This window comes from Bacillus sp. FSL M8-0256 (assembly GCF_038005765.1).
In the GTDB taxonomy this organism is placed as follows: domain Bacteria; phylum Bacillota; class Bacilli; order Bacillales; family Bacillaceae; genus Bacillus; species Bacillus safensis.
On record NZ_JBBOTU010000001.1, the window covers coordinates 2,415,006 to 2,441,358 of the forward strand.

The 26,353-nt window shown below is 41.3% G+C and carries 28 protein-coding genes; 7 read left to right on the plus strand and 21 right to left on the minus strand.

The window, feature by feature from the left end:
- Nucleotides 1-11: 11 nt before the first annotated feature.
- From NSQ76_RS12380 to NSQ76_RS12395, 4 genes are all read right to left on the minus strand, one after another.
- Nucleotides 12-2,147, minus strand: a complete 2,136-nt coding sequence (locus NSQ76_RS12380) for a peptidoglycan D,D-transpeptidase FtsI family protein (RefSeq protein ID WP_024427976.1) — start codon at nucleotides 2,145-2,147, stop codon at nucleotides 12-14.
- Between the two features lie 122 nt (nucleotides 2,148-2,269).
- Nucleotides 2,270-3,556 carry an MFS transporter gene (locus tag NSQ76_RS12385; protein WP_024422996.1) on the minus strand — a complete coding sequence of 429 codons (1,287 nt, stop codon included), beginning with the start codon at nucleotides 3,554-3,556 and terminating at the stop codon, nucleotides 2,270-2,272.
- A gap of 125 nt (nucleotides 3,557-3,681) precedes the next feature.
- Nucleotides 3,682-4,290: a superoxide dismutase SodA gene (sodA, locus tag NSQ76_RS12390; protein ID WP_007501264.1), complete on the minus strand. Its 609-nt coding sequence runs from the start codon at nucleotides 4,288-4,290 to the stop codon at nucleotides 3,682-3,684.
- A gap of 181 nt (nucleotides 4,291-4,471) precedes the next feature.
- Nucleotides 4,472-4,957 carry a DUF456 domain-containing protein gene (locus NSQ76_RS12395; protein ID WP_024427974.1) on the minus strand — a complete coding sequence of 162 codons (486 nt, stop codon included), beginning with the start codon at nucleotides 4,955-4,957 and terminating at the stop codon, nucleotides 4,472-4,474.
- Nucleotides 4,958-5,102: 145 nt separating this feature from the next.
- On the opposite strand from NSQ76_RS12395, the gene NSQ76_RS12400 reads away from it, so the two are divergent.
- Nucleotides 5,103-5,861 carry a DUF1189 domain-containing protein gene (locus NSQ76_RS12400; protein WP_327823095.1) on the plus strand — a complete coding sequence of 253 codons (759 nt, stop codon included), beginning with the start codon at nucleotides 5,103-5,105 and terminating at the stop codon, nucleotides 5,859-5,861.
- Nucleotides 5,862-5,933: 72 nt separating this feature from the next.
- On the opposite strand, the gene NSQ76_RS12405 is transcribed toward NSQ76_RS12400, so the two are convergent.
- Nucleotides 5,934-6,479 (minus strand): GNAT family N-acetyltransferase, encoded by a 546-nt coding sequence (locus NSQ76_RS12405; protein ID WP_034621583.1) that lies wholly within the window; start codon nucleotides 6,477-6,479, stop codon nucleotides 5,934-5,936.
- Between the two features lie 198 nt (nucleotides 6,480-6,677).
- Here NSQ76_RS12405 and NSQ76_RS12410 point away from each other — a divergent pair, with 198 nt between their 5' ends.
- Both NSQ76_RS12410 and ispG read left to right on the plus strand, forming a co-directional pair.
- Complete coding sequence (locus tag NSQ76_RS12410) at nucleotides 6,678-6,980, plus strand: hypothetical protein (RefSeq protein WP_024427971.1); 303 nt, start codon at nucleotides 6,678-6,680, stop codon at nucleotides 6,978-6,980.
- Nucleotides 6,981-7,085: 105 nt separating this feature from the next.
- Complete coding sequence (gene ispG / locus NSQ76_RS12415) at nucleotides 7,086-8,201, plus strand: flavodoxin-dependent (E)-4-hydroxy-3-methylbut-2-enyl-diphosphate synthase (RefSeq protein WP_024423001.1); 1,116 nt, start codon at nucleotides 7,086-7,088, stop codon at nucleotides 8,199-8,201.
- A 43-nt stretch (nucleotides 8,202-8,244) separates the two neighbouring features.
- Here ispG and NSQ76_RS12420 read toward each other — a convergent pair whose 3' ends face one another.
- Complete coding sequence (locus NSQ76_RS12420; RefSeq protein ID WP_025092959.1) at nucleotides 8,245-8,607, minus strand: DUF308 domain-containing protein; 363 nt, start codon at nucleotides 8,605-8,607, stop codon at nucleotides 8,245-8,247.
- Between the two features lie 139 nt (nucleotides 8,608-8,746).
- Between NSQ76_RS12420 and NSQ76_RS12425 the strand changes: the two genes are divergently transcribed.
- Nucleotides 8,747-9,325 (plus strand): 5' nucleotidase, NT5C type, encoded by a 579-nt coding sequence (locus tag NSQ76_RS12425; protein WP_025092958.1) that lies wholly within the window; start codon nucleotides 8,747-8,749, stop codon nucleotides 9,323-9,325.
- Between the two features lie 66 nt (nucleotides 9,326-9,391).
- Here NSQ76_RS12425 and NSQ76_RS12430 read toward each other — a convergent pair whose 3' ends face one another.
- The 5 genes from NSQ76_RS12430 to NSQ76_RS12450 form a co-directional block, all read right to left on the minus strand.
- Nucleotides 9,392-10,309, minus strand: a complete 918-nt coding sequence (locus NSQ76_RS12430) for an ROK family protein (RefSeq protein WP_025092957.1) — start codon at nucleotides 10,307-10,309, stop codon at nucleotides 9,392-9,394.
- Between the two features lie 119 nt (nucleotides 10,310-10,428).
- On the minus strand, nucleotides 10,429-10,857 hold the full coding sequence (locus NSQ76_RS12435; protein WP_003217433.1) for a Fur family transcriptional regulator: 429 nt from the start codon (nucleotides 10,855-10,857) through the stop codon (nucleotides 10,429-10,431).
- Nucleotides 10,835-11,695 carry a metal ABC transporter permease gene (locus tag NSQ76_RS12440; RefSeq protein WP_024427968.1) on the minus strand — a complete coding sequence of 287 codons (861 nt, stop codon included), beginning with the start codon at nucleotides 11,693-11,695 and terminating at the stop codon, nucleotides 10,835-10,837. Before NSQ76_RS12440 ends, NSQ76_RS12435 begins: the two co-directional genes overlap by 23 nt.
- Entirely contained in the window at nucleotides 11,695-12,474 is a 780-nt protein-coding gene (locus tag NSQ76_RS12445; RefSeq protein WP_224426731.1) for a metal ABC transporter ATP-binding protein, read from the minus strand. Before NSQ76_RS12445 ends, NSQ76_RS12440 begins: the two co-directional genes overlap by 1 nt.
- Before the next feature lie 135 nt (nucleotides 12,475-12,609).
- Nucleotides 12,610-13,491 (minus strand): YitT family protein, encoded by an 882-nt coding sequence (locus NSQ76_RS12450; protein ID WP_024427967.1) that lies wholly within the window; start codon nucleotides 13,489-13,491, stop codon nucleotides 12,610-12,612.
- A gap of 140 nt (nucleotides 13,492-13,631) precedes the next feature.
- Here NSQ76_RS12450 and NSQ76_RS12455 point away from each other — a divergent pair, with 140 nt between their 5' ends.
- Complete coding sequence (locus NSQ76_RS12455; protein WP_024427966.1) at nucleotides 13,632-13,886, plus strand: DUF2624 domain-containing protein; 255 nt, start codon at nucleotides 13,632-13,634, stop codon at nucleotides 13,884-13,886.
- Nucleotides 13,887-13,934: 48 nt separating this feature from the next.
- Here the strand turns inward: NSQ76_RS12455 and NSQ76_RS12460 are convergent, their stop codons facing one another.
- Complete coding sequence (locus NSQ76_RS12460) at nucleotides 13,935-14,828, minus strand: deoxyribonuclease IV (protein ID WP_024427965.1); 894 nt, start codon at nucleotides 14,826-14,828, stop codon at nucleotides 13,935-13,937.
- A 9-nt stretch (nucleotides 14,829-14,837) separates the two neighbouring features.
- Nucleotides 14,838-16,157 carry a DEAD/DEAH box helicase gene (locus NSQ76_RS12465; protein WP_341054071.1) on the minus strand — a complete coding sequence of 440 codons (1,320 nt, stop codon included), beginning with the start codon at nucleotides 16,155-16,157 and terminating at the stop codon, nucleotides 14,838-14,840.
- A 155-nt stretch (nucleotides 16,158-16,312) separates the two neighbouring features.
- Here NSQ76_RS12465 and vrrA point away from each other — a divergent pair, with 155 nt between their 5' ends.
- On the plus strand, nucleotides 16,313-17,017 hold the full coding sequence (vrrA, locus tag NSQ76_RS12470) for a VrrA/YqfQ family protein (protein WP_025092954.1): 705 nt from the start codon (nucleotides 16,313-16,315) through the stop codon (nucleotides 17,015-17,017).
- Nucleotides 17,018-17,174: 157 nt separating this feature from the next.
- Complete coding sequence (locus NSQ76_RS12475; RefSeq protein WP_024423011.1) at nucleotides 17,175-18,119, plus strand: 4-hydroxy-3-methylbut-2-enyl diphosphate reductase; 945 nt, start codon at nucleotides 17,175-17,177, stop codon at nucleotides 18,117-18,119.
- A gap of 37 nt (nucleotides 18,120-18,156) precedes the next feature.
- Here NSQ76_RS12475 and NSQ76_RS12480 read toward each other — a convergent pair whose 3' ends face one another.
- The 8 genes from NSQ76_RS12480 to NSQ76_RS12515 all read right to left on the minus strand — a co-directional run bounded on the left by NSQ76_RS12480 (nucleotide 18,157) and on the right by NSQ76_RS12515 (nucleotide 26,207).
- Entirely contained in the window at nucleotides 18,157-19,278 is a 1,122-nt protein-coding gene (locus NSQ76_RS12480) for a Nif3-like dinuclear metal center hexameric protein (RefSeq protein WP_341054073.1), read from the minus strand.
- Nucleotides 19,271-19,987, minus strand: coding sequence for a tRNA (adenine(22)-N(1))-methyltransferase (locus NSQ76_RS12485; protein ID WP_341054076.1), 717 nt, complete (start codon nucleotides 19,985-19,987; stop codon nucleotides 19,271-19,273). Before NSQ76_RS12485 ends, NSQ76_RS12480 begins: the two co-directional genes overlap by 8 nt.
- A gap of 120 nt (nucleotides 19,988-20,107) precedes the next feature.
- Nucleotides 20,108-20,467, minus strand: a complete 360-nt coding sequence (gene cccA, locus NSQ76_RS12490) for a cytochrome c550 (RefSeq protein WP_024423014.1) — start codon at nucleotides 20,465-20,467, stop codon at nucleotides 20,108-20,110.
- Nucleotides 20,468-20,768: 301 nt separating this feature from the next.
- The gene (gene rpoD, locus NSQ76_RS12495) at nucleotides 20,769-21,890 is read right to left on the minus strand and encodes an RNA polymerase sigma factor RpoD (RefSeq protein ID WP_008342392.1); all 1,122 of its coding nucleotides are present in this window, start codon (nucleotides 21,888-21,890) and stop codon (nucleotides 20,769-20,771) included.
- 206 nt (nucleotides 21,891-22,096) lie between these two features.
- Nucleotides 22,097-23,926, minus strand: coding sequence for a DNA primase (gene dnaG / locus NSQ76_RS12500; protein WP_024423015.1), 1,830 nt, complete (start codon nucleotides 23,924-23,926; stop codon nucleotides 22,097-22,099).
- Nucleotides 23,927-23,959: 33 nt separating this feature from the next.
- Entirely contained in the window at nucleotides 23,960-24,460 is a 501-nt protein-coding gene (locus NSQ76_RS12505; protein ID WP_024423016.1) for a YaiI/YqxD family protein, read from the minus strand.
- 261 nt (nucleotides 24,461-24,721) lie between these two features.
- A complete protein-coding gene (locus NSQ76_RS12510; protein WP_008342399.1) occupies nucleotides 24,722-25,543 on the minus strand; it encodes a pyruvate, water dikinase regulatory protein in 822 nt (273 codons plus the stop codon).
- A gap of 25 nt (nucleotides 25,544-25,568) precedes the next feature.
- Entirely contained in the window at nucleotides 25,569-26,207 is a 639-nt protein-coding gene (locus NSQ76_RS12515) for a helix-turn-helix transcriptional regulator (protein WP_024423017.1), read from the minus strand.
- Nucleotides 26,208-26,353 lie beyond the last annotated feature (146 nt).

The window sequence follows — 26,353 nt, forward strand, 5'->3', positions numbered from 1 at the left end:
CTATGAAAGGTCTAGTTATTTGTTTCTGCTTCATTTTCAATTTTGTTTTTGTTTTTCGCCTGTGTATCATTGCTTTCCTGTTTTGATTTCAGTTCAAAGTACTTATCTAATACTTGTTCACCAATATCATTTGTAATTGGATAGCGCTGGTTGTAGTCTTGATACACCCATGGCACGACAACGGAAATAGCCACTTCTGGATTATCAGCAGGCGCATACGCAACAAGAGTTGTGTTATAAGTCGGTGTACCGCGCTTGCTTTTAATTGGACCGTCATAGAATGATTGAGCGGTTCCTGTTTTGCCAGCTGGATTATACTTTTTGTTGCCAAAGTTTGAATAGGCTGTCCCTCTTGGGTTCTGCATCACAAGCTTGAAGCCTTGCTGGACACGCTTGATTTCATCACTTGTCATGTCTAGCTTATTCAATACATCCGGTTTGACGGATTCCGTCACAGCTCCAATACCGCGCTGCGGGTCTGGCTCTCTCACTTCTTTGACAAGCTGCGGACGTAAACGATATCCGCCGTTTGCAATGGTTGAAACGTATTGCGCCATTTGCAGCGGTGTAAACGTATCATACTGTCCAATCGCATAGTCAAGTAAGAGCCCCGATTGTGTAGACGTTCCTCTGTAGCCCGTTGCTTCGTTTGGCAGGTCAATACCTGTTTTGACGCCAAGACCAAATTTACTGAAATTGTAGCGGAACGTATCAAATGCTTTCGGATCAATTGGGAGCGCCTGATTCTTACGATATTCGCTTTTCCCAATGGCGATTGCGGTTTTGAACATATATACGTTTGATGAACGCTCTAGTGCAGTTAAATCATTAATGAGTCCCATATTTTGATAGGATTTCTTTGGCGGCGACTGGGCGATATAGAGAGGTTCATCGTATTGGGTACTTCCAATATGAATAGCGCCTGTTTTATATCCAGTCAATACCGTTGCCCCTTTTACGGCTGATCCCATCGCATATGAGGATGTCATCGTTCCTAATGCGTAGTCATCGAATTTGTATTTTCCGTTTTTGTTTGAAATCTGCTTACCCGCAACAGAGAGAACCTCTCCATTTCTCGGGTCCATCATGACAACAAATGCGCGGTCAAGAAGCTCAGTTCCCCCTCTTTGTTTCGCACTTCTCAAGTTCTTTTCAATAATTTTTTCAACCGCTTTTTGCAGCTGAATATCAATTGTCAGCACAAGGTCTTTCCCGCTCTTACCTTCTGTTAACACTTTAGAGCTTGTGACATTGCCCTGTTTATCAGTTGTACTCTGTTCTTTTTCCTTTTGGCCCTGCAGGACATCTTCATATTGATATTCGAGATAGCTTTTTCCTACACGGTCATTTCGGCTGTAGCCGAGTGATAGATAATGCTCAAGAAGTGACTGCGGAAGACCTTCATCACTCGAAGACACACTGCCGAGCATACTGCGGAGCAGTCCTTTATACGGATAGCTGCGTGACCAGTCTGTCGTCACATCAACACCTGGAAGCTCGTCCAAATGCTCAGAGACGTAAGCAATTTCGCTTGGCTTTACATCTTCATTTTTAATAAATTGAGGCGTAAGTGCATAGCCTCCATCCATCTGCCTTTTAATGGCAAGCACTTGTAAATCTTTTTTCGTCAGTTGATTTAATTCCTTGTCTGTGATGCGTTTTAGCTGAAGCTCATATAGTTTATCATCAGAGACCTTATCGTCACCCTTTAATTCTGATTCCTTTTGAACAAGCTTTTTCGCTTCATTCGGATGCGTTAAGATCCAGAAATCTTTTTTGTCACGATCTGTGATTTTTTTCGTACTCACATGAATCATATCCGCTAATTTTGATGCCACTTTGAGCCGCTCTTCTTGTGAAGTCGTCGAGGTTCTCGTATATGTAATGGCATTCAGCGCTTTATTGCTGACAATCGTATTGTAGTTTCGATCATAAATTTTTCCGCGCGGAGCAGATGAGCTGACATTCACATCCTCTTGTTTTTCTGCCTGCTTTTTATAATCTTCTCCATTGACAATTTGCACAAATCCGAGTCTAACGACAACGCCGGTAAAAATAATAAAGGCAGCTAAAAATAATAAATTCAGCCGGATCGGAAGTGTTTTGCGCCCTTCCTTCGCGTCTTTTTTGTTTTTCTTGTTTCTCATCACATCACCTTTTCTATCAAGAAAGAAATGGCACCCCTTTTTGTGTATAAAAGGTGCCATCATCATTTTAGCGGTTTTTCTATCATTTATCTAGAAATTTGATGTTCCATAGGTAAGAAATTTTACCTTTCTCCCTTAATAAGGTTCGTTTGAGAAACTGGCTTTTGACCGTCAGCCTCTTTCATATCAGCTGTTTTTTCTTTCAAATGAATATCTTTTACAAAGTAATAAATGAGGGTGTGCCCCGCTCCGAGCACAACAAGTGATGCAGGGATTCCGAGCTCATCACCTAGTAAGGTGACAGACAGCAGGAACAAAACAATCGAACAAATACGGCCGGCATTTAAAAATAGCTCTCTGACCACAATATATTCAATTCGGGCCTTTCTGGCGTACCTTGCATGACCAATGACATCATATGTTAAGGATACATAAGGAACAAGCAGGAGTGGATATCCTATTGCAATGGCTACCGCATACATCAGAAGTGATACATAGGACAAGTGGAAAACGATTAAAAACAAGGCGCCGTATAAAATCAGCCCGCCAAGCATGATGGCCTTCTTCCGCCACTTTTTCTTAATCAAACGTGTAGCGAAGAAATAAGCAAAAAAGGCAACACCTGAATTCACTAAACCAAACGTCCCAAGAGCAAGCTCACTGTTTGTTGCAATAAACACAAAGACACTGATTAAGAAGACAAAGACCCCTTCACGAAGCCCTTGAAAAAAGTGAGCTGTTGTAATCCTACGCCAATTCTCGTCTGCATGACGTTCTTTCCAAATTTGTTTGATCATAAATTTGCCTTTAGACTGCCTTCTTTTGAGGAAAAAGCTCATCACAACCGCTAGTGAAAACAAAAAAAGCGATAATGTGAAAATGACTGTGTAGCCTGTATCATCCGTTAACTGAGAAATGACAATCCCCGCAATGAGAGGACCGATCATGCCGGCAGTTGAGGAAAGCACACCGAGAAATCCATTAAAGAAGTCTCTTGTTTCAGGCTCGGTGATCTCAAAGGTGAGTACGTTAAAAGCAAGCCAGTAAAAACCATAGCCGATCCCAAGGACACTTCCCAATAAAACTAGCCGTGCGGCCGCTTGTTCTCCTGCCATTAAGACAATTAAATAAAAAGCGGCTAAAAAGATGACACCGAAACGAAGGACAAACGCCCGGTCTATTTTTTTTGCAAGCCGGCCAGCGAATAAAAACGTAATGGGCTGAAGCACCACAATGGCCAAGTTATAAATCGCAAGATCCGTGAATTTCCCAGACTGTTTCCATAAGTACACATTTACAAACGTATTCGAAAGCGCAATGGCAAGTGCGTATAACCCGCCAATCGTGAGGAGGAGCAATAAATCTTTTGTAACATCCATGTCCCCGAACATTTTCTTTAATCTGCTCATACCATTCATTCTCCTTTTCTACACAATAGTCTGTCTCATCAAAAGGCAGATATGTAAAAAAAAAAAGGAGGGAAAATATAAAAAGACCTGCTTCTCTTGAAAGCAGGTCTTTTCAAATCAAATCATTATTTTGCTTCGCTGTAAAGGCGAGCTACTTCATCCCAGTTCACAACATTCCAGAATGCTGAAATGTAATCAGGACGACGGTTTTGGTAGTTTAGGTAGTAAGCATGCTCCCAAACGTCTAGTCCTAGAATTGGCGTTTTTCCTTCAGTTAAAGGAGAATCTTGGTTTGGCGTGCTTGTGATTTCAAGTTTTCCATTGTTCACAACAAGCCATGCCCAACCAGAACCAAAGCGTCCTGCAGCTGCTGCAGCGAAATCAGATTTGAATTTTTCAAATCCACCTAGTTCTTTTTCGATCGCATCTGCAAGTTCACCAGTTGGTGCGCCGCCACCGTTTGGTGAAAGAAGCGTCCAGAATAATGAGTGGTTCGCATGTCCTCCGCCATTGTTACGTACAGCTGTACGAATGTTTTCAGGCACTGAGTTTAAGTTAGCCACTAGCTCTTCAATTGATTGATCTTCAAGAGCTGATACACCTTCGATTGCTTTGTTTAAGTTTGTTACATATGTGTTGTGGTGTTTTGTGTGGTGAATCGTCATTGTTTCCTTGTCGATATGTGGTTCTAATGCATCGTAAGCATATGGTAATTCTGGAAGTTTAAAAGCCATGGTTAAATTCCTCCTTAAAATGTATGTACTGAAATGCTTCCTCTGTAAGTCAGCAATTCACCCTACTCAAAGAGTATCAAAAGAAACAGCTTGTTTCAACGTTATTGCTCATGTTCTGAAACATTTCAGTGTTTATTTTGTATTTAGCCCTTTTGAAAAAGTTTTAAACACCCTTTTTCACTTAGCGAAGGACATAAAATAAAAAGATCCCCAGCATCAGCGCTTGAATCAATCCTTTTGCAAAAACACCTGATACAAATCCAATTAATGAGCCTAATCCGACTTTCACACTCGTCTTCAGATCTTTTTGATGAACAAGGAGCTCTGCAATGACACTCCCAAGAAATGGACCAATAATAATTCCTGCAATGGGTATCACAAAAGGACCAGCTAATAACCCAATGGTGCTTCCCCAAATAGCTGCCTTGCTGCCGCCAAAGCGCTTTACCCCAATAAGGTTTGAGACATAATCTGCCGCAAATAAGACGGCAGTAAACATGGCTTGAATGAGCCAGAACGTCAGGGTAAGCGGCTCGAAGCTAAAGAAGAAGCCATATAGAATAAATCCGAGAACCATAAAGACCACACTCGGGATAATTGGATAAACCAGTCCAACAAACGCAATGATAAATGCACAGCCAATCAGTATCCAATACAGAATGTCCAAGACCGTGCCGCCTCCTTTTTATATGCTGTATACATTATGCCTCATTCCCTCTATCTTAACCAGTGATGAAGGCCATACTTGTACTTGATGGATAGACATTGATACAATATGAGAAATAGAAAAGAATGTAGGAAGTGAATGGGTATTGAACGTATTTAATCTATTGTTAAAAGGAATTTATTCACCAAAAGATATTGCTAAAGCACGGTTTACAGGGATCGGTAAAGCGATTTTATTCATTTTTATCCTCTCAATTATCGCAGCAGTTCCTCAGGGGTATCATATGAGCCAAGAGATCTCGAATGCGATGTCAGGATTTCAGCATGTGATCAAAAAAGATTTACCCGACTTTTCAATCGAAAAAGGAAAGCTTCAAGCGGATCAAAGTGAACCAATAGAAAAAGAAGAAAACGGCATCACGATTATCTTTGATCCTGCTGAAAAAATAAAAGCAAGTGAGCTTGAATCAAAGCAAGCGGCCATCGCTTTGTTAAAGGAAAAAGCAGTGATTGCCATTGATGGACAAATGACAGATATTCCATACCAGCTCCTTGGTGGAACGCTGACAAAAGATGAACTCGCCCGCGTCACAAATCAGAACCAAGCGATTATCATCCCTGTCATCTGTGTACTGCTATATCTATCAACTGCGGCTCTCATGTTTATCAGCGCAACATTCCTTGCGATGCTTGGTACATTTATTAAACGAATGCAGCAAAAAGAGCTGTCCTTCCAAATGCTTTGGAAGCTCTCCGCTTATTCACTCACATTAACAACGGTCTTTTTCGCCATTATGAGTGCATTAAACACGCCTGTTGCAAACTCATTTTTATTAAATTGGGTCATTAACTTTATCTTTTTATATCTTGTTGTGAAAGAAATCCCTGCCAAAAAAAGCAAATGATCCATCCAACAAGGATTTGTCTATACAATGAAAGCTCCCCCGGCTCGGAGGAGCTTTTTATGTCTATTCATGCTAGGACTCATCTGGATGGATGATCGCAAACAAATAGTGATCCTCCCACACTCCATTAATCTTTACTTTTTTACGATTTAGTCCCTCATTTTCAAAACCTGTCTTTTCAAGTACACGAATGGAACCCTTATTACTTGGCTTTACTCCAGCCTCAATACGATGGAGATTCAACTCAAAAAAGGCAAAGTCAATGATTAAACGAATGGCTTCTGTCATATATCCATTTCCGCCCTGCCTTTGATCGAGTACATACCCGAGCCAAGCTCCTTCTATCGGACCTCTTACGACAGAGCTTAATGAGATCGTCCCAATTAAAGCACCTGTTTCATTTAAGAAAATACCATGCATGTAAGATTCATCTTGTGCAATTCTTTGCCTACTCCGCTGAATTCGTTCAATTTGACGAGGTAACGTGAAGAAATCATCTTTGACCAAAGGTGTAAATTCCTGAAAATATGAGCGATTCTCAAGCTCTAATGTTAACAGTGATTCTGCATCATTTTCTGTTAGTGTTCTCACATATATATGCTGACTAACTTTCTTCATTAAATCTCCCCCTTTTTTATTTTATCATAAATCGTCATATGAGCTTGCTCTCCTATTTACACCACCGATCCAAGCAGTTTTATTACAAGTCATACTAGAACGGACTAGAGCCATCCTTTCCAGCTTTTCTCCTCTTTTTGGTTCTATCATTTCAAGACATGCATAGACTGAAGTAAACTCTTAAAAGCGGTGAGTAAAATGCGGCGAATTCTTTTTTTACTAATCAGTTTGTTTGTCCTCTTTATTATCTTTTTTGATTTGAAAAATGGAACCATCCCTGTTGAGGAAAACCCAGCTGTCCCAGCAAGTGCGCTTCAAACAGCTGAGAAAAAGACTTATAAGAATGTCACTGTTAAACAAGGTGACACTGTCCTCTCCATCGTACATACAAGCAAGCCACTTGATGATGTCATTAAAGATTTCGAGGAGCTGAATCAAGGTGTCAAGGCGAACGAAATCAGGGCAGGCAGCACATATAAGTTTCCTGTCTATAAGAGATAAAACGTTAATTCCTTGTCATTCATACAAAGAGACTGTTACAATATGAACTGTAAAACACGACGTACACGGCAAATGATTGCTTGTACACTAAGGAGCGATTGACAAGTGAGTGAAGTCACACATCGTACTAAAACGCGTCCCGTCAAAGTGGGACCTTTAACTATAGGTGGAAATAATGAGGTTGTCATTCAAAGTATGGCAACAACCAAAACACATGATGTCGAAGCGACAGTCGCTGAAATTAAACGTTTAGAAGAGGCAGGCTGTCAAATCGTGCGTGTCGCATGTCCAGATGAGCGTGCAGCAAATGCAATTGCGGACATAAAAAAACAAATTAACATCCCGCTTGTTGTGGATATTCATTTTGACTACAAGCTTGCACTGAAAGCGATTGAAGCAGGCGCAGACAAAATCCGAATCAATCCAGGAAACATCGGAAGAAGAGAAAAAGTCGAAGCTGTTGTCAAAGCAGCAAAAGAAAAAGGCATTCCCATTCGTATTGGCGTAAACGCTGGTTCATTAGAGAAAAAAATTCTTGATAAATACGGCTATCCAACAGCAGATGGTATGGTCGAAAGTGCACTGCATCACATTAAAATTCTAGAAGACCTAGACTTTCATGACATCATCGTCAGTATGAAAGCATCTGATGTAAACCTTGCAATTGAAGCATACGAAAAAGCGGCTAAAGCCTTTGATTATCCTCTTCACCTTGGGATTACAGAATCAGGTACGTTATTTGCAGGTACAGTCAAAAGTGCAGCTGGACTAGGCGCTATTTTGAATATGGGGATTGGGAACACACTCCGTATCTCATTAAGCGCTGACCCAGTTGAGGAAGTAAAAGTAGCACGTGAATTGTTGAAATCATTTGGTCTTGCATCAAATGCAGCAACACTGATCTCCTGCCCAACTTGTGGACGAATTGAAATTGACCTCATCAGCATTGCAAATGAAGTCGAAGAATATATTTCTAAAATCAAAGCACCAATTAAAGTAGCTGTTCTCGGGTGTGCTGTTAACGGTCCAGGTGAAGCACGTGAAGCGGATATCGGTATCGCAGGCGCTAGAGGCGAAGGCTTATTGTTCCGTAAAGGTGAAATTGTTCGTAAAGTACCGGAAGAAACAATGGTCGAAGAACTGAAAAAAGAAATCGATAAAATTGCTGAAGAACATTATGCGAAAATGGAAGCTGAAAAAGAAAAACAAGCGAATGCCTAACAAAAAACGCCTGACGTCATAGTCAGGCGTTTTTCTGTTCTTGTTAAAAGAACGGGGTGATAAATATGCCTAGGATGACGGAAACAATTCCGATCCCAATTGACCACGCGCCAAGCGCATGTGCTCCTTTTCTTCTTGCAATATAACCAACGACGATTGCCGCTACCCCTAATAGCACCGGCAAGACAAATAATGAGATAATCGCAATCGCGAGTGCTGTATAGCCTATCCCTTTACTGCCTGATTCGTCACCTGCTTGGTCACGTCCTCGTCTATCTTCTCGATCTCTTGAAGCTTGATATGGCTCTGCAATTTCAGCAGCTGTTTCCTCTAAATAGCCATCATCATTACTAAAGTGTGTGTCGATTTCACGATCATTTCTTCTGAAATCCTCGTCTCTTTCCATGATCAATTCCCCCTTTTGGTTAATAGAAAGGAGCTTTTTTAGTATGAGCAAAAATGTCTGTTTCATGATTGCTAAAACTTGCTGGAATTGTGAATTGATTATGTTACACTTTAAGAGTATAAAAATGAGGAGTGTGGGCATGTTACGTTTAGGAATTGATATTGATGGTACAGTGACGGCACAGGACACCTTTGTCCCCTACTTAAATGAGTCGTTCCAATGTGCCATGACACTAGATGATATGACAGAGTATGATTTGACGAAGCTTTTAAAGATTTCTCAAGAAGAATTTTGGGGCTGGATGGATCAGCACGAGCCTCTTATTTATAAACAGGCAATGCCTGCTGAGGGTGCAAAAGAGATCCTCGACGAAATGAAGCTACAGCACAGACTGATTTATATTACCGCAAGAAGGCAGCAGCATTCGGATATCACCTACAAGTGGTTTCAAGAACATGATGTGCACTATGATGCTATTGAGCTGGTTGGCGGTCATTATAAGCTGGAAGCCGTTCAAAAGCACAAAATTGATGTATTTTTTGAAGACCATCATGGCAATGCCACAATGATTGCAAAAGAGGCTGACATCCCGGTTATACTTTTCAACTCCCCTTATAACCAGATGCCAATTGACGACAGAATTATACGCGTAAACAACTGGCAGGAAGCATCTAAGTGGATCAAACAATACGAGCAGCGTCTGCAAACTGCTTATTAATGTAACTGAGCGAGCACCGAAGCGGAACAAACCCGAGGAATAGTCTACACGCTGAAGCCGATACATTTAATGTATCGGCTTTTTCGATGGAGCAAGCTGCCCTTCTTTCATGAGGAAATGGTACAGTGCCCCCTTCATGCCTGCCTGATTCAAGTAGTAGCAAGTTTCCAGCTTCACCTGAATGTTCTTCCACGCATGCAGTGTATGTAAATGTTTTTCAATGTTTTGTAATAAATCTGGTCTTGCACTTACGCCTCCGCCAATGAGGATTTTCTCCGGGTTAAGAACAGTCGCTACATTGTAAACGCCAATGGCGATTCGCTTGTACCATTGATCCACCAGCTTCTCAATGGCCGGATCATACTTCGCCTTTTCAAAAATTTCTTGACCGTCTATTTGAGCACTTTGCGGAATTCCTTGCTTTTCTTTATAGCTCCGAATTAATCCAGCCGTTGAAGCGCTGCTGTTAAGAGTTGTAAACTGGCCATTTTCCGTTTCTGTCAGCATCATGCCAAATTCACCACCGCGGAAGGATGCACCCCGCACAAGCTGACCATTAGCAAAAATACCCCCGCCGACACCCGTGCCAATTGTCATACAAATAAAGCTGTCACAATCTTTTGCATGACCGCTGTATTTTTCTGCGAGAGCTGCACAGTTCGCATCATTTTCCACTTCTACACGAATAGACGTTTTCTTTTCTAAAAGTGTTTTTACATTTTGGCCATTTAAGGCGATGATGGCGCCTGCAAATTCTGTATAACCTGATTCACTGTCCACAAAACCTGGAAGACTGATGGCAATACCGCTGACATCCTGTATCCTTTGATATTGCCTGACCACATCCGCCATGGCTTCTAAAAACGGTTCAAGCTGCCGGCAGTTCGTTTCATAGTCACCACTTGTGACAAGCTCCCCATCCTGATCCATTAATCCATGTTTTGTTCTCGTCCCGCCTACATCAAACACGACGTAATAGGCCACTTTTAACCCTCCCTTTACTTTAAAAAGTAGTACCTTGATCTCATTTTAATGAAACAGCCTCCCTTTGTAAAACGTTTTCAAAAGACAAAACAAAAAAGCCAGCTCCATGGCTGACTTTTTCATGAGTGAACTTCCTTCGGTTCGCAAGAAGGACACGTTCCATATATTTCAAATTTATGTCCGCTAATATGATAATCCTCTAAATCGGCGTCGAGCTTGTCCATAGGGCAGGCATCGATCTCTTTTGTTTTCCCGCATGTAAGACAAATAAAGTGGTGGTGATGATGGGAAAATGAACATTTAAAACGGAATAATTTCTCCCCTGACAATTCCGTTGTTTCTAATATTCCAAGGTCTTCATATAGTGACAAGTTTCGATAAATCGTATCAAAGCTGAGACCCGGGTAATCTTCACTTAGTGCCGTCAGCACATTTTTAGCAGTCAAGTATTTATCAGAATCAGAAAACAATTGAAGCATATCTTCACGTTTGCTTGTATATTTGTAGCCTTTTTCCTTTAATAAATCAAGCGCTTCTTGTACGTTCATGTTGATTCCCCCTTCTGAATTTCCCAATACTAATACACCCGATTAAAATCAAGATCGACAGCATCACAATGGTTCCGCCTGGCGCTAAATCAAGATAATAGCTTAAAATCAATCCGGCCAATACAGACAATTCACCAAACAAGATCGAAAGGAAAATCGCCTGTTTGAATCCTTTGGCAATGCGGATACTTGCTGCAACAGGAAGCGTCATGAGCGCCGACACAAGCAGTGTACCGACGATCCGCATCGATGCCGCAATGACAAGTGCAACGACTAAGATAAAAATAAAATGAATCCATTTTGCTGAAATACCAGAAGCCTTTGCATGCTCTTCATCAAAAGAAAGCAGAAACAATTCTTTATATAAAAGCACAACAACTAACACAACAACGAGTGAGATCCCTACAATAAGCCAAAGATCAAGTCTTGAAACCGCACTGACACTTCCGAATAAATAACTAAACAAATCTGTATTAAAGCCATTCGCTAGTGAAATGAAGATGACGGAAATCCCAATACCACCTGATAAGATGATGGGAATGGCAAGCTCCTGATAATGCTTATACACAGAGCGCAGGCGCTCAATAAACAATGAACCGGCAACAGAAAAAGCCATCCCTAAGTAGAGCGGGCTTACCCCTGTCAAAAGACCAAACTTTTTATCAAGAAATAGACTTGCGGCAATACCGGCAAGTGATACGTGACTGAGGGCATCTGCAATAAGCGAAAGCCTTCTTACGACAATAAATACACCAAGTAAGGGCGCAATAAAACCAATCAGTAACCCTGCGATAAACGCATTTTGTAAAAATTCATAATGAAAAAATGGAAATAGCATTATTCATGTCCCCCATGATGGTGATGATGATCGTGATGAATCACTTGAATGTCATGCCCGTAAAATTGGGATAGCGCCTGATCATCCATTGAATCAAACGCTTCTGCATCCCCGTGGAAATGCAGTGTCTGATTTAAACAAGCCACATGGGTGACTTTATCAGAAACAGTGCCAACGTCGTGTGTGACGAGAATTAAAGACATTCCTTTTTCTTTGTTCAATGTTTCGAGCAGCTGATAAAAGCCTTCTACTGTCCGCTGGTCAACCCCAACCGTAGGCTCATCCAAAATGAGCAGCTTCGGCTGACTGACAAGCGCACGGGCAATAAATGCACGCTGCTGCTGGCCGCCAGAAAGCTCACCGATGTTTTGATGCTTTAAATCCTGTATGCCAACTGAGCGAATAGCATCTTCCACTTGCCATTTATCCTGTTTGCTCATTCGTTTAAACAAACCAATTTTTGCGGTCAGTCCGCTTGCGACGACCTCATATACAGAAGCAGGGAAACCTGTATTAAAGCTATTCGCCTTTTGAGAAACAAATCCAATTTGATCCCAGTCTCTAAATTTTGAGACAGGCGTGCCAAATAGCTTTAATTCACCCTGCTGCGGTTTAATGAGCCCAAGCAGGCATTTTAATAAGGTTGTTTTACCAGAACCATTCGGTCCAACAAGTGCTAGGAAGTTTCCTTCCTCTACTGTTAAATGAATGTGATCAATGACATTTCGCTGTCCATACGAGTACGAAATGTCCTTCATTTCAATAATTGGCTTTGCCATGAATCTTTCCACCTTTAATCAATATAAAAAGAATGATTACGATTTATACAACAAAAAGAAAATGGCTTTTGCCATTTTCTCTGTCCATACATACATTTCATTATATAAAAGAAAGATAAAAAAGTAAAATAAAAGCTAATGAATGGCTGTTTTGAACTTACCGCCTTTTGTTTCATGCGTATCCATAATCGTGATAAATGCTTGGTCATCAATTTCAAATACAATGGATTTCAGCTTTGTAATTTCAAGCCTTGTGACAACGGCGTAGATGACATCTTTTTCTTCATCTGTATAGCCGCCTTTTCCTCTCAGCTTTGTCGTTCCCCTGCCGAGTCGATGCAGAATCGCATCTGAAATTTCATCATAATAGTCTGAGACGATAATGACAGCTTTTGTTTCATCAAGCCCTTGAATAACAGCATCAATTGTTTTCATTGCCAAATAATATGTCATGACAGAATACATAGCCTGCTCTGGTCCGAAAACAAAGCCCGCCCAAATAAAAATGAACACATTGACGATCATGACAAACTCACCGACGGAGAAAGGAATTTTTTTCGTCAGAAGAATTCCCAAGATCTCTGTTCCATCCATTGAACCTCCATTACGGATGACAAGTCCAACACCAAATCCAAGTAATAGTCCGCCAAATACAGTGGCTAAGATCGGCTGTGTTGTAAATGCCTCCACATGATGAAGTGAAGATTCAATCACGGCTAAGCTGACAATCCCAATCACAGTGGAAATGAGAAAGGTTTTCCCAATATGCTTGTATCCTGATATCATAAATGGAATATTTAAAATGACAACAATCGTCGCGAAATTAATAAACGGGTTATCTGTAAAGAGATAATCCAAAATAAGCGAAATGCCGATGATGCCCCCATCAATAATATTGTTTGGCACTAAAAATAATTCAATGCTGACTGCTGCACATGCAGCTCCTACTAGAATCAGAAAAATTCTCAAAATAAAATGAGGCACCGATTCCTTTCTATGCTGTTTACTATTTGCCATACGTTCTCCCTTCTACACATGTTAAATTTTCAATGAACATTTTATCCACTTTACTATTTTATCATTTCACAGAATAAAATAAAATTTTTTGCACATTTTCCGTTTTCGCCCATACATTGTTACAGAGGGGAGGAATGGAATTGATTTTAATTCAAAAAATTGTCCTGCAGCGGCTCAATCAGATCACAGCAAGCGATCTGTTAAGGTATGCGAAACAGTATGGCGTCAGTTTAACGTCTCATCAAGCTGCTGAGGTGGCCAAACTCATGAACGGGAAAAACATCAATATTTTTAATGACTCAGAGCGTAACCGGCTTCTTAAGCAAGTGGAAGCGATTACTTCTAAACAGACAGCACAGACTGTGAATAATTTATTTAACCAGTTTACAAGTTAAGCAAAAAAGGGCCGCATTTAGCGGCACCTCAACATGTTGCATCCTTTTTTACTGACCCGTAATTTTATCTAGTAAGCCTTCATCAAATTGCTTTTCTTTCAGCATGGCAATTTCGAATTTGTAAGGTGGTTTTTTGTTCTTTTTATCTTCACCTACATAAGGCGTTTCTAGAATTTTCGGCACATCTTGAAGCTGCGGATGATGCACAATATAGCTCAGTGCATCGAAACCAATTTCACCAAAACCGATATTTTCATGTCGGTCTTTTCTTGCGCCTTGCACGTTTTTACTGTCATTAATATGAAGAACTTTGATTCGGTCAATACCAACGATTCGATCAAATTCTTCTAATACACCATCAAAGTCACTCACAATCGGATAACCAGCATCGTGCGTGTGACACGTATCAAAGCAGACAGAAAGAGCTTCGTTATGTGTCACTCCGTCAATAATTTGGGCAAGCTCTTCAAAGCTTCTTCCGCATTCTGATCCTTTTCCCGCCATTGTTTCAAGTGCAATTTGAACCTCTTGACCTTTCACAATGACTTCGTTTAAACCTTCAATGATTTTTTGAATCCCTGCCTCTGCCCCTGCTCCGACATGCGCACCCGGATGGAGAACAATTTGTCTTGCTCCCAGCGCTTCCGTACGCTCAATCTCAGAGCGAAGGAAGTCTACACCAAGCTCAAATGTCGCTGGATTCACTGTATTTCCAATATTGATAATATACGGAGCATGCACGACGATATCCGTCATGCCATGCTCTTTCATATGCGCTTGTCCAGCTTCAATATTGAGGTCTTCAATTTTTTTTCGGCGCGTATTTTGCGGTGCACCTGTATAAATCATAAACGTATTCGAACCATAAGAGGCAGCTTCCTCACTCGCTGCAAGAAGCATATGTTTTCCGCTCATGGATACATGTGAACCAATCTTTAACAATGTTTCCCCCTACTTTCCATTACGCTTTGACTTTCTACGTTCCTGTCTTTTGATTTTATCCATCTCACGTGTCATTTTCTTTTTATATCCAGGTTTGACGGCTTTCGGTTTTCTCACAAGACGTTTTGCTTTTTCTTCAATTTCATTTGGGGCTTTTTTACGTCTTTGACGCTTCAGACGGTCATCTGCATCTCGCCATTCGCCATGAACAATGGTTTTGTTTTCAAACACAACGCCCATTTTCTCAATTTGAATGAGTGCATCCTCATCAGCCAGCTCATAAATGGTCATGGCAATTCCAGATGAACCCGCACGAGCTGTTCTTCCAACGCGGTGCACATAAAAATCAAGATCAGATGGAAGTTCATAGTTAATCACGTGGCTGACGCCTTTAATGTCAATCCCGCGAGCTGCAAGATCAGATGCCACAATATAAGTGAACTCCAAATCTTCAATTTGTTTCATCACTTTTTTACGTTCGCGCGGCGTCAATCCACCATGGAGCACACCGATTTTCATTCCTTTTTCTTGTAGGAACGATGCGATTTCATCAACAGTTGTTTTTGTATTGGCAAAAATGATCCCTAAATATGGCTGTACATTCGTCACCATTTCATGGAGCAATTTTAATTTATCACGCTGTTTAGACGGAACTAAAATATGCTGAATGTTTTCAGCTGTAATCCGTCTTGGTTCAACATGCGCATACTTTGGATTGTCCATATATTTTTTCAGGAAAGGCTTTAGTTTTTCTGGGATGGTTGCAGAGAACACAAGCATTTGCAGCTGTTCTGGCATTTGTGCACCAATACGGTCCACATCTTCTAAAAATCCCATATCCAGCATTAAATCAGCTTCATCAATAACAAGAGATGTCGCTTTGTAAACATTCAGCGCCTGCTCATGAATGAGGTCAGCAATACGTCCAGGTGTACCGACAACCAAATGCGGCTGGTTTTTTAGCTTTTGAATTGATTTCTGCTTGTCCGTTCCGCCAATGTAAAGCTTTGCTTTGATCTCTTCTTCTGGAGAAGCATTCTTTAAAATCGTTTGAGCTTCTTTGAAAATTTGATTGGCTAATTCTCTTGTAGGTGCAGTAATCACTACTTGTACCTGTTCTTTGCTTGGATCAATTGAATGAATCAGCGGCAGTAAGTAGGCATGAGTTTTTCCTGTTCCGGTTTGTGACTGGCCAATCACGCTTTCTCCTTTTAAAACAGCAGGGATGATTCTTTTTTGAATATCAGTCGGCTCATAAAAGCCTAGTTCATGAATAGCATCTATAATAAAAGGCTTTAATTCATATATCGTAAATTTCGTTTCTTTCATGTTTTCACTCCTTAAGGCAATGCCTTTTTGCTCATCTCCTCATTATAGCTGATTTTCAGTAAAAAAACCATGTCCGCTTTTCCTACAGGAAACCAATTGGTGCTTCCTTGCATAACCTATGAAGAGAAAGAGAATGCAGTAAGGGAGGTACAAGTATGTTAGGGCAAAGGCCTATGGGCGATTTTCAGCCGCGCCGTCCCTCACGCCGGCACCTTGGAAATGGCGGACAGCCCGGAATATTTCAAAGAGGGCAGCAGCCTCCTATCCAACAGCCTTTTCAAGGGCAAGGCAATCCATTTCAGCAAATGATGCCTCGCTCCCCGTCTGTACAGGGAGGCGGTTTACCCGGGATGGGCGGAATTCCAGGAGGTGAGAGCCGTGCACTAGGCGGCGGAGCAGGAATTAAAGGCATGCTCTCTAAATTTCTTCCTGGCGCAGGAGGAGCTGGAGTCTCTGGAGGTGGTGCGGGATTACAAGGAATCCAGAGCTTCACAAATCCTGCGACCCTCTCAAGCATGTTAGGAAATGTTCAAAAAGTGCTCGGGATGGCGCAGCAATTTACGCCAATGATTCAGCAATACGGTCCTTTAGTGAGAAATTTGCCGGCGATGATTAAACTGTACAGCCAGCTTGGCAGTGCGGATGATGATGAAGAAAGTGCAAATGATGCTGATGCAGAATCAACGGAGACCAGCGCGGAAACAGAAGTGCACGAGGAAGAAGCACAAACTGACGAAATAGAAAAAAATAAAGAACCAGAAGACATCCTCGTCAAAAAAACAGCACCTCACACATCACCTGCTCCTGAAGCAAAACCGAAAAAAAGATCTGGCAGCTCTGTTCCAAAACTATATGTCTAGTGATCTTTTAACGGCGAAGTGTTCACTGCGTATAACAATCTTTGATATATACGCTTACTTTGGCTATAATGGAAGCAAGAGAATGATAAAAAGCCGTTTTTTACGGCTTTTTATATTGTTCTTCTCTAGCAGCACTTCCCTACAGGAGGACGAATAAATGAATGTAATTAAAATATCGCCGCGTGGCTATTGCTATGGCGTTGTGGATGCAATGGTCATTGCTAAAAATGCCGCACTTGATAAGAACTTGCCACGCCCAATTTATATATTAGGTATGATTGTGCACAACAAACATGTCACTGATGCCTTCGAAGAAGATGGCATTTACACACTGGACGGTCCAAACCGCTTAGACATTTTAAAGCAGGTTGAAAGTGGAACAGTCATTTTCACAGCTCACGGCGTTTCTCCTGAGGTTCGTCAAATCGCAGAAGAAAAAGGCCTTGTCGCCATTGATGCGACCTGTCCCGATGTAACGAAAACACACGAACTCATTTCAGAGAAAACAGCCGATGGCTATGACATTATTTATATTGGGAAAAAGGGTCATCCTGAGCCAGAAGGAGCTGTCGGAGTAGCCCCTGACAAGGTACATCTTGTCGAAACAGAAGCTGACATTGAGGCACTCGATTTAACATCAGAAAAACTGCTCATCACGAACCAAACGACGATGTCTCAATGGGATGTCCACGACCTGATGGAGCTGATTAAAGAGAAATACCCTCACGTCGAGTATCATCAAGAAATTTGCCTTGCGACACAGGTGCGTCAGGAAGCTGTATCGCAGCAAGCTGGCCAAGCCGATTTAACCATTGTTGTCGGCGATCCAAAAAGTAATAACTCTAACCGTCTCGCACAAGTGTCAATGGAGATTGCCGGAACGCAGGCTTACCGTATTGGCGACTTAAGTGAACTCAAGCTGGAATGGCTGCAGGGTGTCAAAACCGTTGCCGTTACTGCTGGTGCTTCAACACCAACGCCTATTACAAAGGAAGTCATTCGTTTCTTAGAAAACTATGAACCAGATGATGAAACAACTTGGAAGATTGAACGAACCGTCCCTCTTTCTAAAATTTTACCTCGCGTCAAAACAAAGAAATAAGAAAACGTCAGAGCGGATCTGCTCTGACGTTTTTTGTTTACATAAATTGAAAAGGGTTTGTGTTCGATTCAGAAACAAAGAGCTGTACGTCATATTTTTTATCCGCACATAGCGATTGAAGCTTCGCCTTTACGCCCTCTTTCATAATCTTTTCAGCATAATGTCCTGGGTCCACAACGTTCAGCCCTAGCATCATGGCATCGTGCGCAACATGGAAATAAAGGTCTCCTGTCACATACACATCTGCACCCATTCTTTTCGCTTGATGGATGTATTTATTTCCGTCTCCGCCAAGCACCGCCACTTTTTTCACAACAGCGTTTTGGTCTCCTACAAAACGAGCACCATTCACATCTAGCTTCGTTTTCACAAATTGTGTGAAATCTCTCAGTGTCATTGGCTCATTTAGCTCTCCAATACGGCCAAGACCTTTTTGAATAGGAGGAAGGTCTGTCGTGTGTACACTATAGGCGACTTCTTCATAAGGATGTGCTTTGATCATTTCGCGAATCACTTGTTTTTCTATACTTGCTGGGAAAATGGTTTCAATCCGCACTTCTTTCACAAATTCTAATTGACCCGATTCACCAATAAACGGCTCAGCTTCTTCTGATGGCAAAAAGCTGCCTGTCCCTTCATTTGAAAACGCACAATGGCTGTAGTTGCCAATATGGCCGGCGCCCGCATTTCCTAAAGCTGTCCGGATGGCCTCTTCAAATTCCTCTGGGACATACAGAGCAAGCTGTTTGATTGGATCTTCGTATGTCGGCACTAACACTCTTGTTTCTTCAAGCTCTAAGGCCTCAGCAAGCAGGTCGTTGACTCCGCCATCAGCTACGTCTAAATTCGTATGTGCCACATATACCGCAATATCATGTTTGATGCATTTTTCAATGATCCGTCCAGACGGCTGATCCGTCGCTACATGTTTTAATGGTCGAAAAATCGGCGGATGGTGAGCAATAATAAGATCCACTTTTCGCTCGATCGCCTCATCTACTACATTCTCTAATACATCCAAGGTGATCATCACATTGGTTACTTTTTTATTTAAAGTCCCAATCTGAAGACCAATTTTATCCCCTTCCATGGCGTATGCCTTTGGTGAGAATTGTTCAAATAATTGGATGATTTCATGCCCGTTTACTGTTTTAGCCAACAGTCAAAACCTCCTTTAGCATCTTTATTTTCGCATTCAGCTCTTCAAGGCGTTCTTTATTTTCTTCTGTCCGCGCCGCCTGCTGAATTTGACTTTCTATCTTCTCCATATGCTGAAGCTCTTGCATCCACTTGCGCTGGAAAACGTCATTTTGCTCTTTCGCAAGAAACGGACCAACCAGCATGCCTGTTTCAAGTGACATTCCTTTATAGGCTTTATCTTTATCGCCTTTTTCTGCGATGATGATTTCGTATATTTTGCCGTCCTCTTCTAAAATGACTTCATCTATCAATTCATACCCCTCTTGATAAAGCCATAAACGAATATGGTGGGCATGGATATTCGGCTGAAGAATGAGCCGCTCATGGCCTGCGAGCTTATGCCTTCCTTCATTTAGAATGCTTGCGATGAGCGCCCCGCCCATACCTGCAATTGTCACTGCATTCACTTCGCCTTTTTCAATGACTTCAAGGCCATTTCCTTTTCTGACCGATATCTGTTCATCTAATTCAAGTCTATGTACTTGCTGCTGCGCCGATTGAAGCGGTCCATCGGTAATTTCACCAGCAATGGCTTTCACTGCTTTTCGATGCAGAATCGCATAGCATGGCAAATAGGCATGGTCTGAGCCGATATCAGCGAAGACTGCCTCATCTGGTAAAAAGTCCGCGACTTTTTTTAATCGTTTCGATAAATTCATTTCATTCATACGTATCACTACTTTTCTTTAATGTTCATACTTGTCTATCTTATATAAATTATGGACTTTTTAAAAGTCGTTTTCAAATGAAAAAAGCTCTTCTTTTGAAAAAGAGCTTTTTGTGTAAGATTATTTAATTTTAGACACCCATTCCGCCATTTCATCGAGCTTTTCATTTGGAATCAGCCCGCCTGGCATCCCGTTGCCGCCTTCTTGAATTTTCTTCTTGATGTCAGCTACTTCAAGCTTGTCTCCAACACCTTTTAATGCAGGACCTGCGCCGCCTTCATAGTTTTCCCCGTGACAGCTTATGCAGTTCTGCTTATACAATTCTTCCGGCGTTGCATTTGCTGTCTCTTCTTGCTTTTGCTCTTTGCCCCCAGAGGCAATTTTTTCTTCATCTTTCAGCCCCTTCATTGATAAGAAAAAAGTGAGTCCAATACCTAAAATGGCAATCAATAAAAATGGTATAAGTGGATTCCGTTTCATTTCTTTCATCCTCCCCTTTGTGAAAACCCCTTTGAGACTATGCAAACAATTCTAATTCTACTTTAATTTTACAAAAAGTAAACGAATTATGATACAAAACTTTGGTCAAGTTCACAGATTAGACAAAAATGATTCTAGATGAGAAATGAAGTCTTCAGCACATTTAGATGTATTTTTTATACATCTTTTTTCTAAGAACGTTGCAAATTCATTTGTTATTCAGTAAAATATAATCAGATTGAAAAAAGCGTTTTCATTTTTGATAAGAAAGAACGGATCTCTTTCAAGATCCGTCCGGTTTCTACTCTAAGAAGTCTTTTAATCGTTTACTTCTGCTTGGGTGTCTTAATTTACGAAGAGCTTTCGCTTCAATTTGTCTGATACGCTCTCTTGTTACGCCGAACACCTTTCCAACCTCTTCTAACGTGCGAGTTCTTCCGTCGTCTAGTCCGAAACGTAGTCTTAGCACATTTTCTTCACGGTCCGTCAGCGTGTCTAATACATCTTCAAGCTGCTCTTTTAAGAGTTCGTACGCAGCGTGGTCAGATGGAGATGTCGCCTCTTGGTCTTCGATAAAATCACCAAGATGCGAGTCATCTTCTTCACCAATAGGTGTTTCTAAAGATACAGGCTCTTGCGCAATTTTAAGAATCTCTCTTACCTTTTCTGGAGTTAAATCCATGTCTTCAGCAATTTCCTCAGGCGTTGGTTCTCTGCCTAGGTCTTGCAGAAGCTGTCTTTGAACACGGATCAATTTATTAATCGTTTCCACCATATGAACCGGGATCCGGATTGTTCTCGCCTGATCGGCAATCGCACGTGTGATCGCCTGTCTAATCCACCAAGTCGCATATGTTGAGAATTTATATCCTTTGCGGTAATCAAACTTCTCAACCGCCTTCATCAGACCCATGTTTCCTTCTTGAATCAAGTCAAGGAACAGCATACCACGACCGACATAGCGTTTCGCAATGCTGACAACGAGACGAAGGTTCGCTTCCGCTAATCTTCTTTTTGATTCCTCATCGCCCTCTTCGATCTTTTGAGCATACGTAATTTCTTCTTTAGCAGATAACAAATTGACGCGTCCGATTTCTTTTAAGTACATACGAACAGGATCATTAATTTTGACACCTGGTGGTACGCTTAAATCATTCAGGTCAAATTCTTCTTCTGCTTTAGCCAGCTGCTGAACATTTGGGTCTTCTGTCTCTTCGTTTTCACTAATGAGCTCTACACCCTGTTCGCCTAAGTATTCATAGTATTCATCCATTTGGTCTGATTCAATTTCAAAGCTAGACATACGCTCTGCAATTTCTTCGTATGTTAAAACGCCCCGTTTTTTACCCGTTTCAGTGAGCTTATCTCTCACCTGTTCAAAGGTTAATTCAGTTTCGGTTTCGTGGGCTTGTTTATCAGCCATTATGGATCCCTCCTTCCAAAGCTTGCAACGAATTCTAAAGTAACTTGCGATTTACTTCCGCCCTGCTTTTCTCTCTCTATCAAACAGATGACGAAGCAAATAGGAAATAAAATAAATAATGATGAAGGCAAGATGCTTGCGGTCTTATGCTCCTCCCGTAAAGGATTCATTGCCAGCCGTAAGTCCTGTCATTAATAATAGACGTATTACTTCAGCGAACGGTTCAACTGAATAATTTCTTTTGCAAGTGTTGCCGCTTTGAAGAAATCTTTTTGCCTCTCCGCTTCTGCACGTTCTAGTTCTTTTTCCTTTATCATTGACAAATTCCGATGATTCAACACTTTTTTTACATAATCACTTAATTCAGCTTCACTTAGTTCGTCTCCGACTTGAATCATCAATATATCCGTCAACAGCTGATTCATGACATCATCTTCTATCCGGTTCATCAGGTGCTGCGGCGTTGGTTCTTTGCCTTCTTCATACAAGGCATAAATGTACGTTGCCAGCGCCCTGTGCGAATCTATATTAAATTCAATCCCGATTCTGTCAAGTACTTTGCGGATCACGTCATCGCTTTTTAACATATGAGCAAGCAGCATTCGCTCTGCATTTTCATATGCCGGCCGCAGACGCTTTCTTCTCACTTGTGTTGACAGATGTGCACGCCGTTTTTCAAGCCCGTTTTCTTCCTGCGTGCTTTTGGTTTCTTGCCGCTGCTGTTTTTCAAACAGCTCCAGTTGTTCTTTTAATGAATCAAGTGAGATCGAAAACTCCCCAGCAAGCTGTTTCATGTAAATCTCTTGCTCCAAAGAGCCGTTTAACCGGCTGATTTCTCGGAGAACCTGCTTCATATAAGTAAGACGGTCTCCTTCGTCTGATAAGTTTTTTCCTCTTCGGAAAAAATTCATCTTAAACGTCATTAATGTCACACTTGCATCTATGATGTCATTCCTAAATTTCTCGCCGCCATATTTACGAATGTAATCATCTGGATCAAGTCCATCTGGTATCATGGCAACGCGAACTTTACATCCTCTTTTTCCAAGCAAATCTGATGCTTTCATGGTCGCTTCGTATCCGGCCGTATCAGAGTCATAGCAAAGGATGATCTCTTCTACGTTCCGCCTGAGAAGCTTTACGTGCTCTTCTGTAAGAGACGTACCCATTGTTGCAACACTTTCACCGACACCTGATGTAACAGCTGAGATGACGTCTGCAAATCCTTCAAAAAGAACCGCCCGTTCGCGTTTGCGAATATGCATACGTGCGTCGTGAAAGTGATAAAGCAGCTTACTTTTATGAAAAAGCGGCGTTTCAGGACTATTCATATATTTAGGCTGCTGATCACCAAGCGATCTTCCGGAAAAAGCGATGACCGTTCCATGATGATCATGAATAGGAAACATGACACGATCTCTAAAGCGGTCAAAAAAGCCTGTGCCGTTTTCACGTTGAATCAAAAGACCAGCCTTCTCCATCATCACAGGATCAAATCCTCGTTTTTCTAAAAACTTGGTCACGAAATCCCAAGAATCAAGAGCATACCCGATCTCAAACTTGGCAATTGTTTCATCCGTAAAGCCTCTGGACCGTAAATAATCGAGTGCGTTTTGACCTTCCTTTGTATTTACCAGCAAATGGTGGTAAAATTTCTTAAGAAGCTCATGGGCCTCAATCATTTTATGATCTGCAGTGTCCTCTTGCTGAGAGGAACTCATCTGAGCATTCGCCACCTGATCAGGCAGATCAATATGGTACTTATCAGCCACATGTGAAACGGCTTCAATAAATGAGTAGCCTTCCATTTGTCTGAGGAACGAAAACACATTGCCTCCTGCACCACAGCCAAAACAATGGAAGATTTGCTTATCTGCTGAAACAGAGAATGAAGGAGTATTTTCACCATGGAATGGACAAAGACCGAAGTAATTTCGACCTTGCTTTCTAAGCTGTACGTATTCTCCAATCACTTCGACAATGTCTGCGTTTTTTTGGATCTGCTCCAAAAGTTCATCTGGTATACGTTTGCTCATCCTAATAACACTCCGTCGTACATTATTCGCCTTTTAATTTAAAAATCCTTCATGATTCGACAGGATTTTTTGTAGTTGCGCCATAAATCGCTTCTTATCCTCTTCTAAAAGCTTTTTGGGACCTTTTCCGTATACACCTTTTCTTCGCTGTTTGCTGGAAACATGCCTGCGTTCCAAATCAAAATCAATTGTTTCGTTTGTGTACATTCGTCCTCTTTCAGACAGAACAATGACCTGTCTCGGAAGCAGTAAGGAGGCAAGACCAATATCTTGGGTGACGACAATATCATGTGCGGCAGCTGAGTTTGCAATGACTAAATCCGCTGCTTCCTTATGTGTATCTACAAACCGCCAATCTTCAAGTGGAGATCTTTTGGTTTGAAAATGCTCATATGAAGCAATGAACGTCACTGGTACTTGAAATTGAGATGCGACAGAAAGGATTTCGTCTTTTACAGGACAAGCATCTGCATCGACATAAATCGTCCTCTCTTTTTTACGTTCATTCAGGTGACTAATTCTCCATCCCTCCACCTTATTCCTGCTTTAGAGAAGCAAAAAGACCATACTTTTCCCCTATAAAGCAATCAACAGTAAAACTCATTTTGTCGAAAAGTTATGTTCAGAATCACTTGACTTCTGCCAATATTAGTTTATTCGTTCTTGACTTAACTTAAACCTAAAATCAATCATTTTATCACAATTTTTTATTATAATACAAATGCAGCAAATATGCCATTGTTTTTGTTTACCCGTTTCCCACCATAGGAAAAACCCAGGAGGAGCATCCTGAGTTTATTCGGAACCTCTTTTGGTCAGCATTTGATGAATGACATTTGCCGTTTCCTCAACTGCTTTATTCGATACATCAACGACTTGACAGTTAATGCGGTCAACCACTTTTTCAAAATACTCTAGTTCCTCTTTAATCCGCTCAATGTTCGCATAAATAGCGCGATCATTTAAACCAAGAGATTTCAAACGCTCTTTGCGAATATGATTTAGTTTGTCTGGACTAATTTTCAAACCGATACATTTCTTCGGATCAACTGAAAATAACTCTTCTGGCGGATCAACTTCAGGTACAATTGGAACGTTCGCTACCTTCAGCCGTTTATGTGCCAAATATTGAGATAATGGTGTCTTAGACGTGCGTGATACACCAATGAGTACAATATCAGCCTTTAGAATACCTCTAGGGTCTCTGCCGTCATCGTATTTCACAGCGAACTCGATGGCTTCTACCTTTTTAAAATAGTCCTCATCTAATTGACGTACACGACCCGGCTCATGTTTCGCTTCATTTCCATATGCCGTCTCCATTTTATCAATGAGCGGACCGATGATGTCATAATAAACGACACCGTTGGCTTCTGCTTCCTCGATTAAGAATTGGCGCATTTCTGGCACAACAAGAGTAAAGCAGACGATCCCATTATCTGCTTTCGCCAGTGAAATGACTTCTTTAATCGTACCAACATCCTCTACATACGGGATTCTTCTAATATTTGAATGGTCTGATGAGCCGCCATCAAATTGGCTAAGTGCCGCTTTGACCACGAGCTCTGCCGTTTCTCCAACTGAATCTGATACCACAAAAATTACGCGATTACTCATAACATCCCCTCGCAGTCTTCTGTCATTAGATTATTTCGTTCTCCGATAAGCTGACAAGTATTTTCGTCATGTTTGTTTTCGTAATTCTTCCGACCACTTCAAAACCTTTATCCGTATCTTTTATCACAGGAAGTGCATCTATTTGCTTTTCAATCAAGTGCTTCGCCACATCCATAATGAAATCTTCCTTGCGGCAAACGGTGATGTTCGGCATTCTTGTCATAATAATATGGACAGGGATAGATGGAAGCTCCTGTTTCCCTATACTTGCACGAAGGAGGTCTTTTCTTGATAACACGCCTGTTAAAATAGAGTGATCGTCCACAACGAATAATGTGCCCACATCCTCTAAAAACATCGTACAAATCGCATCATAAACCGAAACATTCTCATGTATCACCACTGGAATGGATTGAAAGTCTTTCACTTGAAGTTTTTTCAGCTTATCTGCGAGAAGCTGCGTGCCTGTTTTTCCTGTGAAAAAGTAGCCGACCCTTGGTCTTGCTTCTAAAAAGCCTGACATTGTTAAAATGGCTAAATCCGGTCTGAGGGTCGCCCTTGTTAAGTTCAGCCGATCGGCGATATGCTCTCCAGTGATCGGACCATTCTCTTTGACAATCTGTAAAATCTGCTCTTGCCGTTTATTTAACTCGATTGTACTCACCACCTTTAAATAGAGAGAGCGAAATCTTTATTTTATGTATATCATTTTCATAACTCATCATATTATAGCGCATCTTTGTCCGAATGAAACAAAAATCCACTCAAAAACCGTGAATTAAATGAGTAAAAAACGATTGCCCTTCGGAA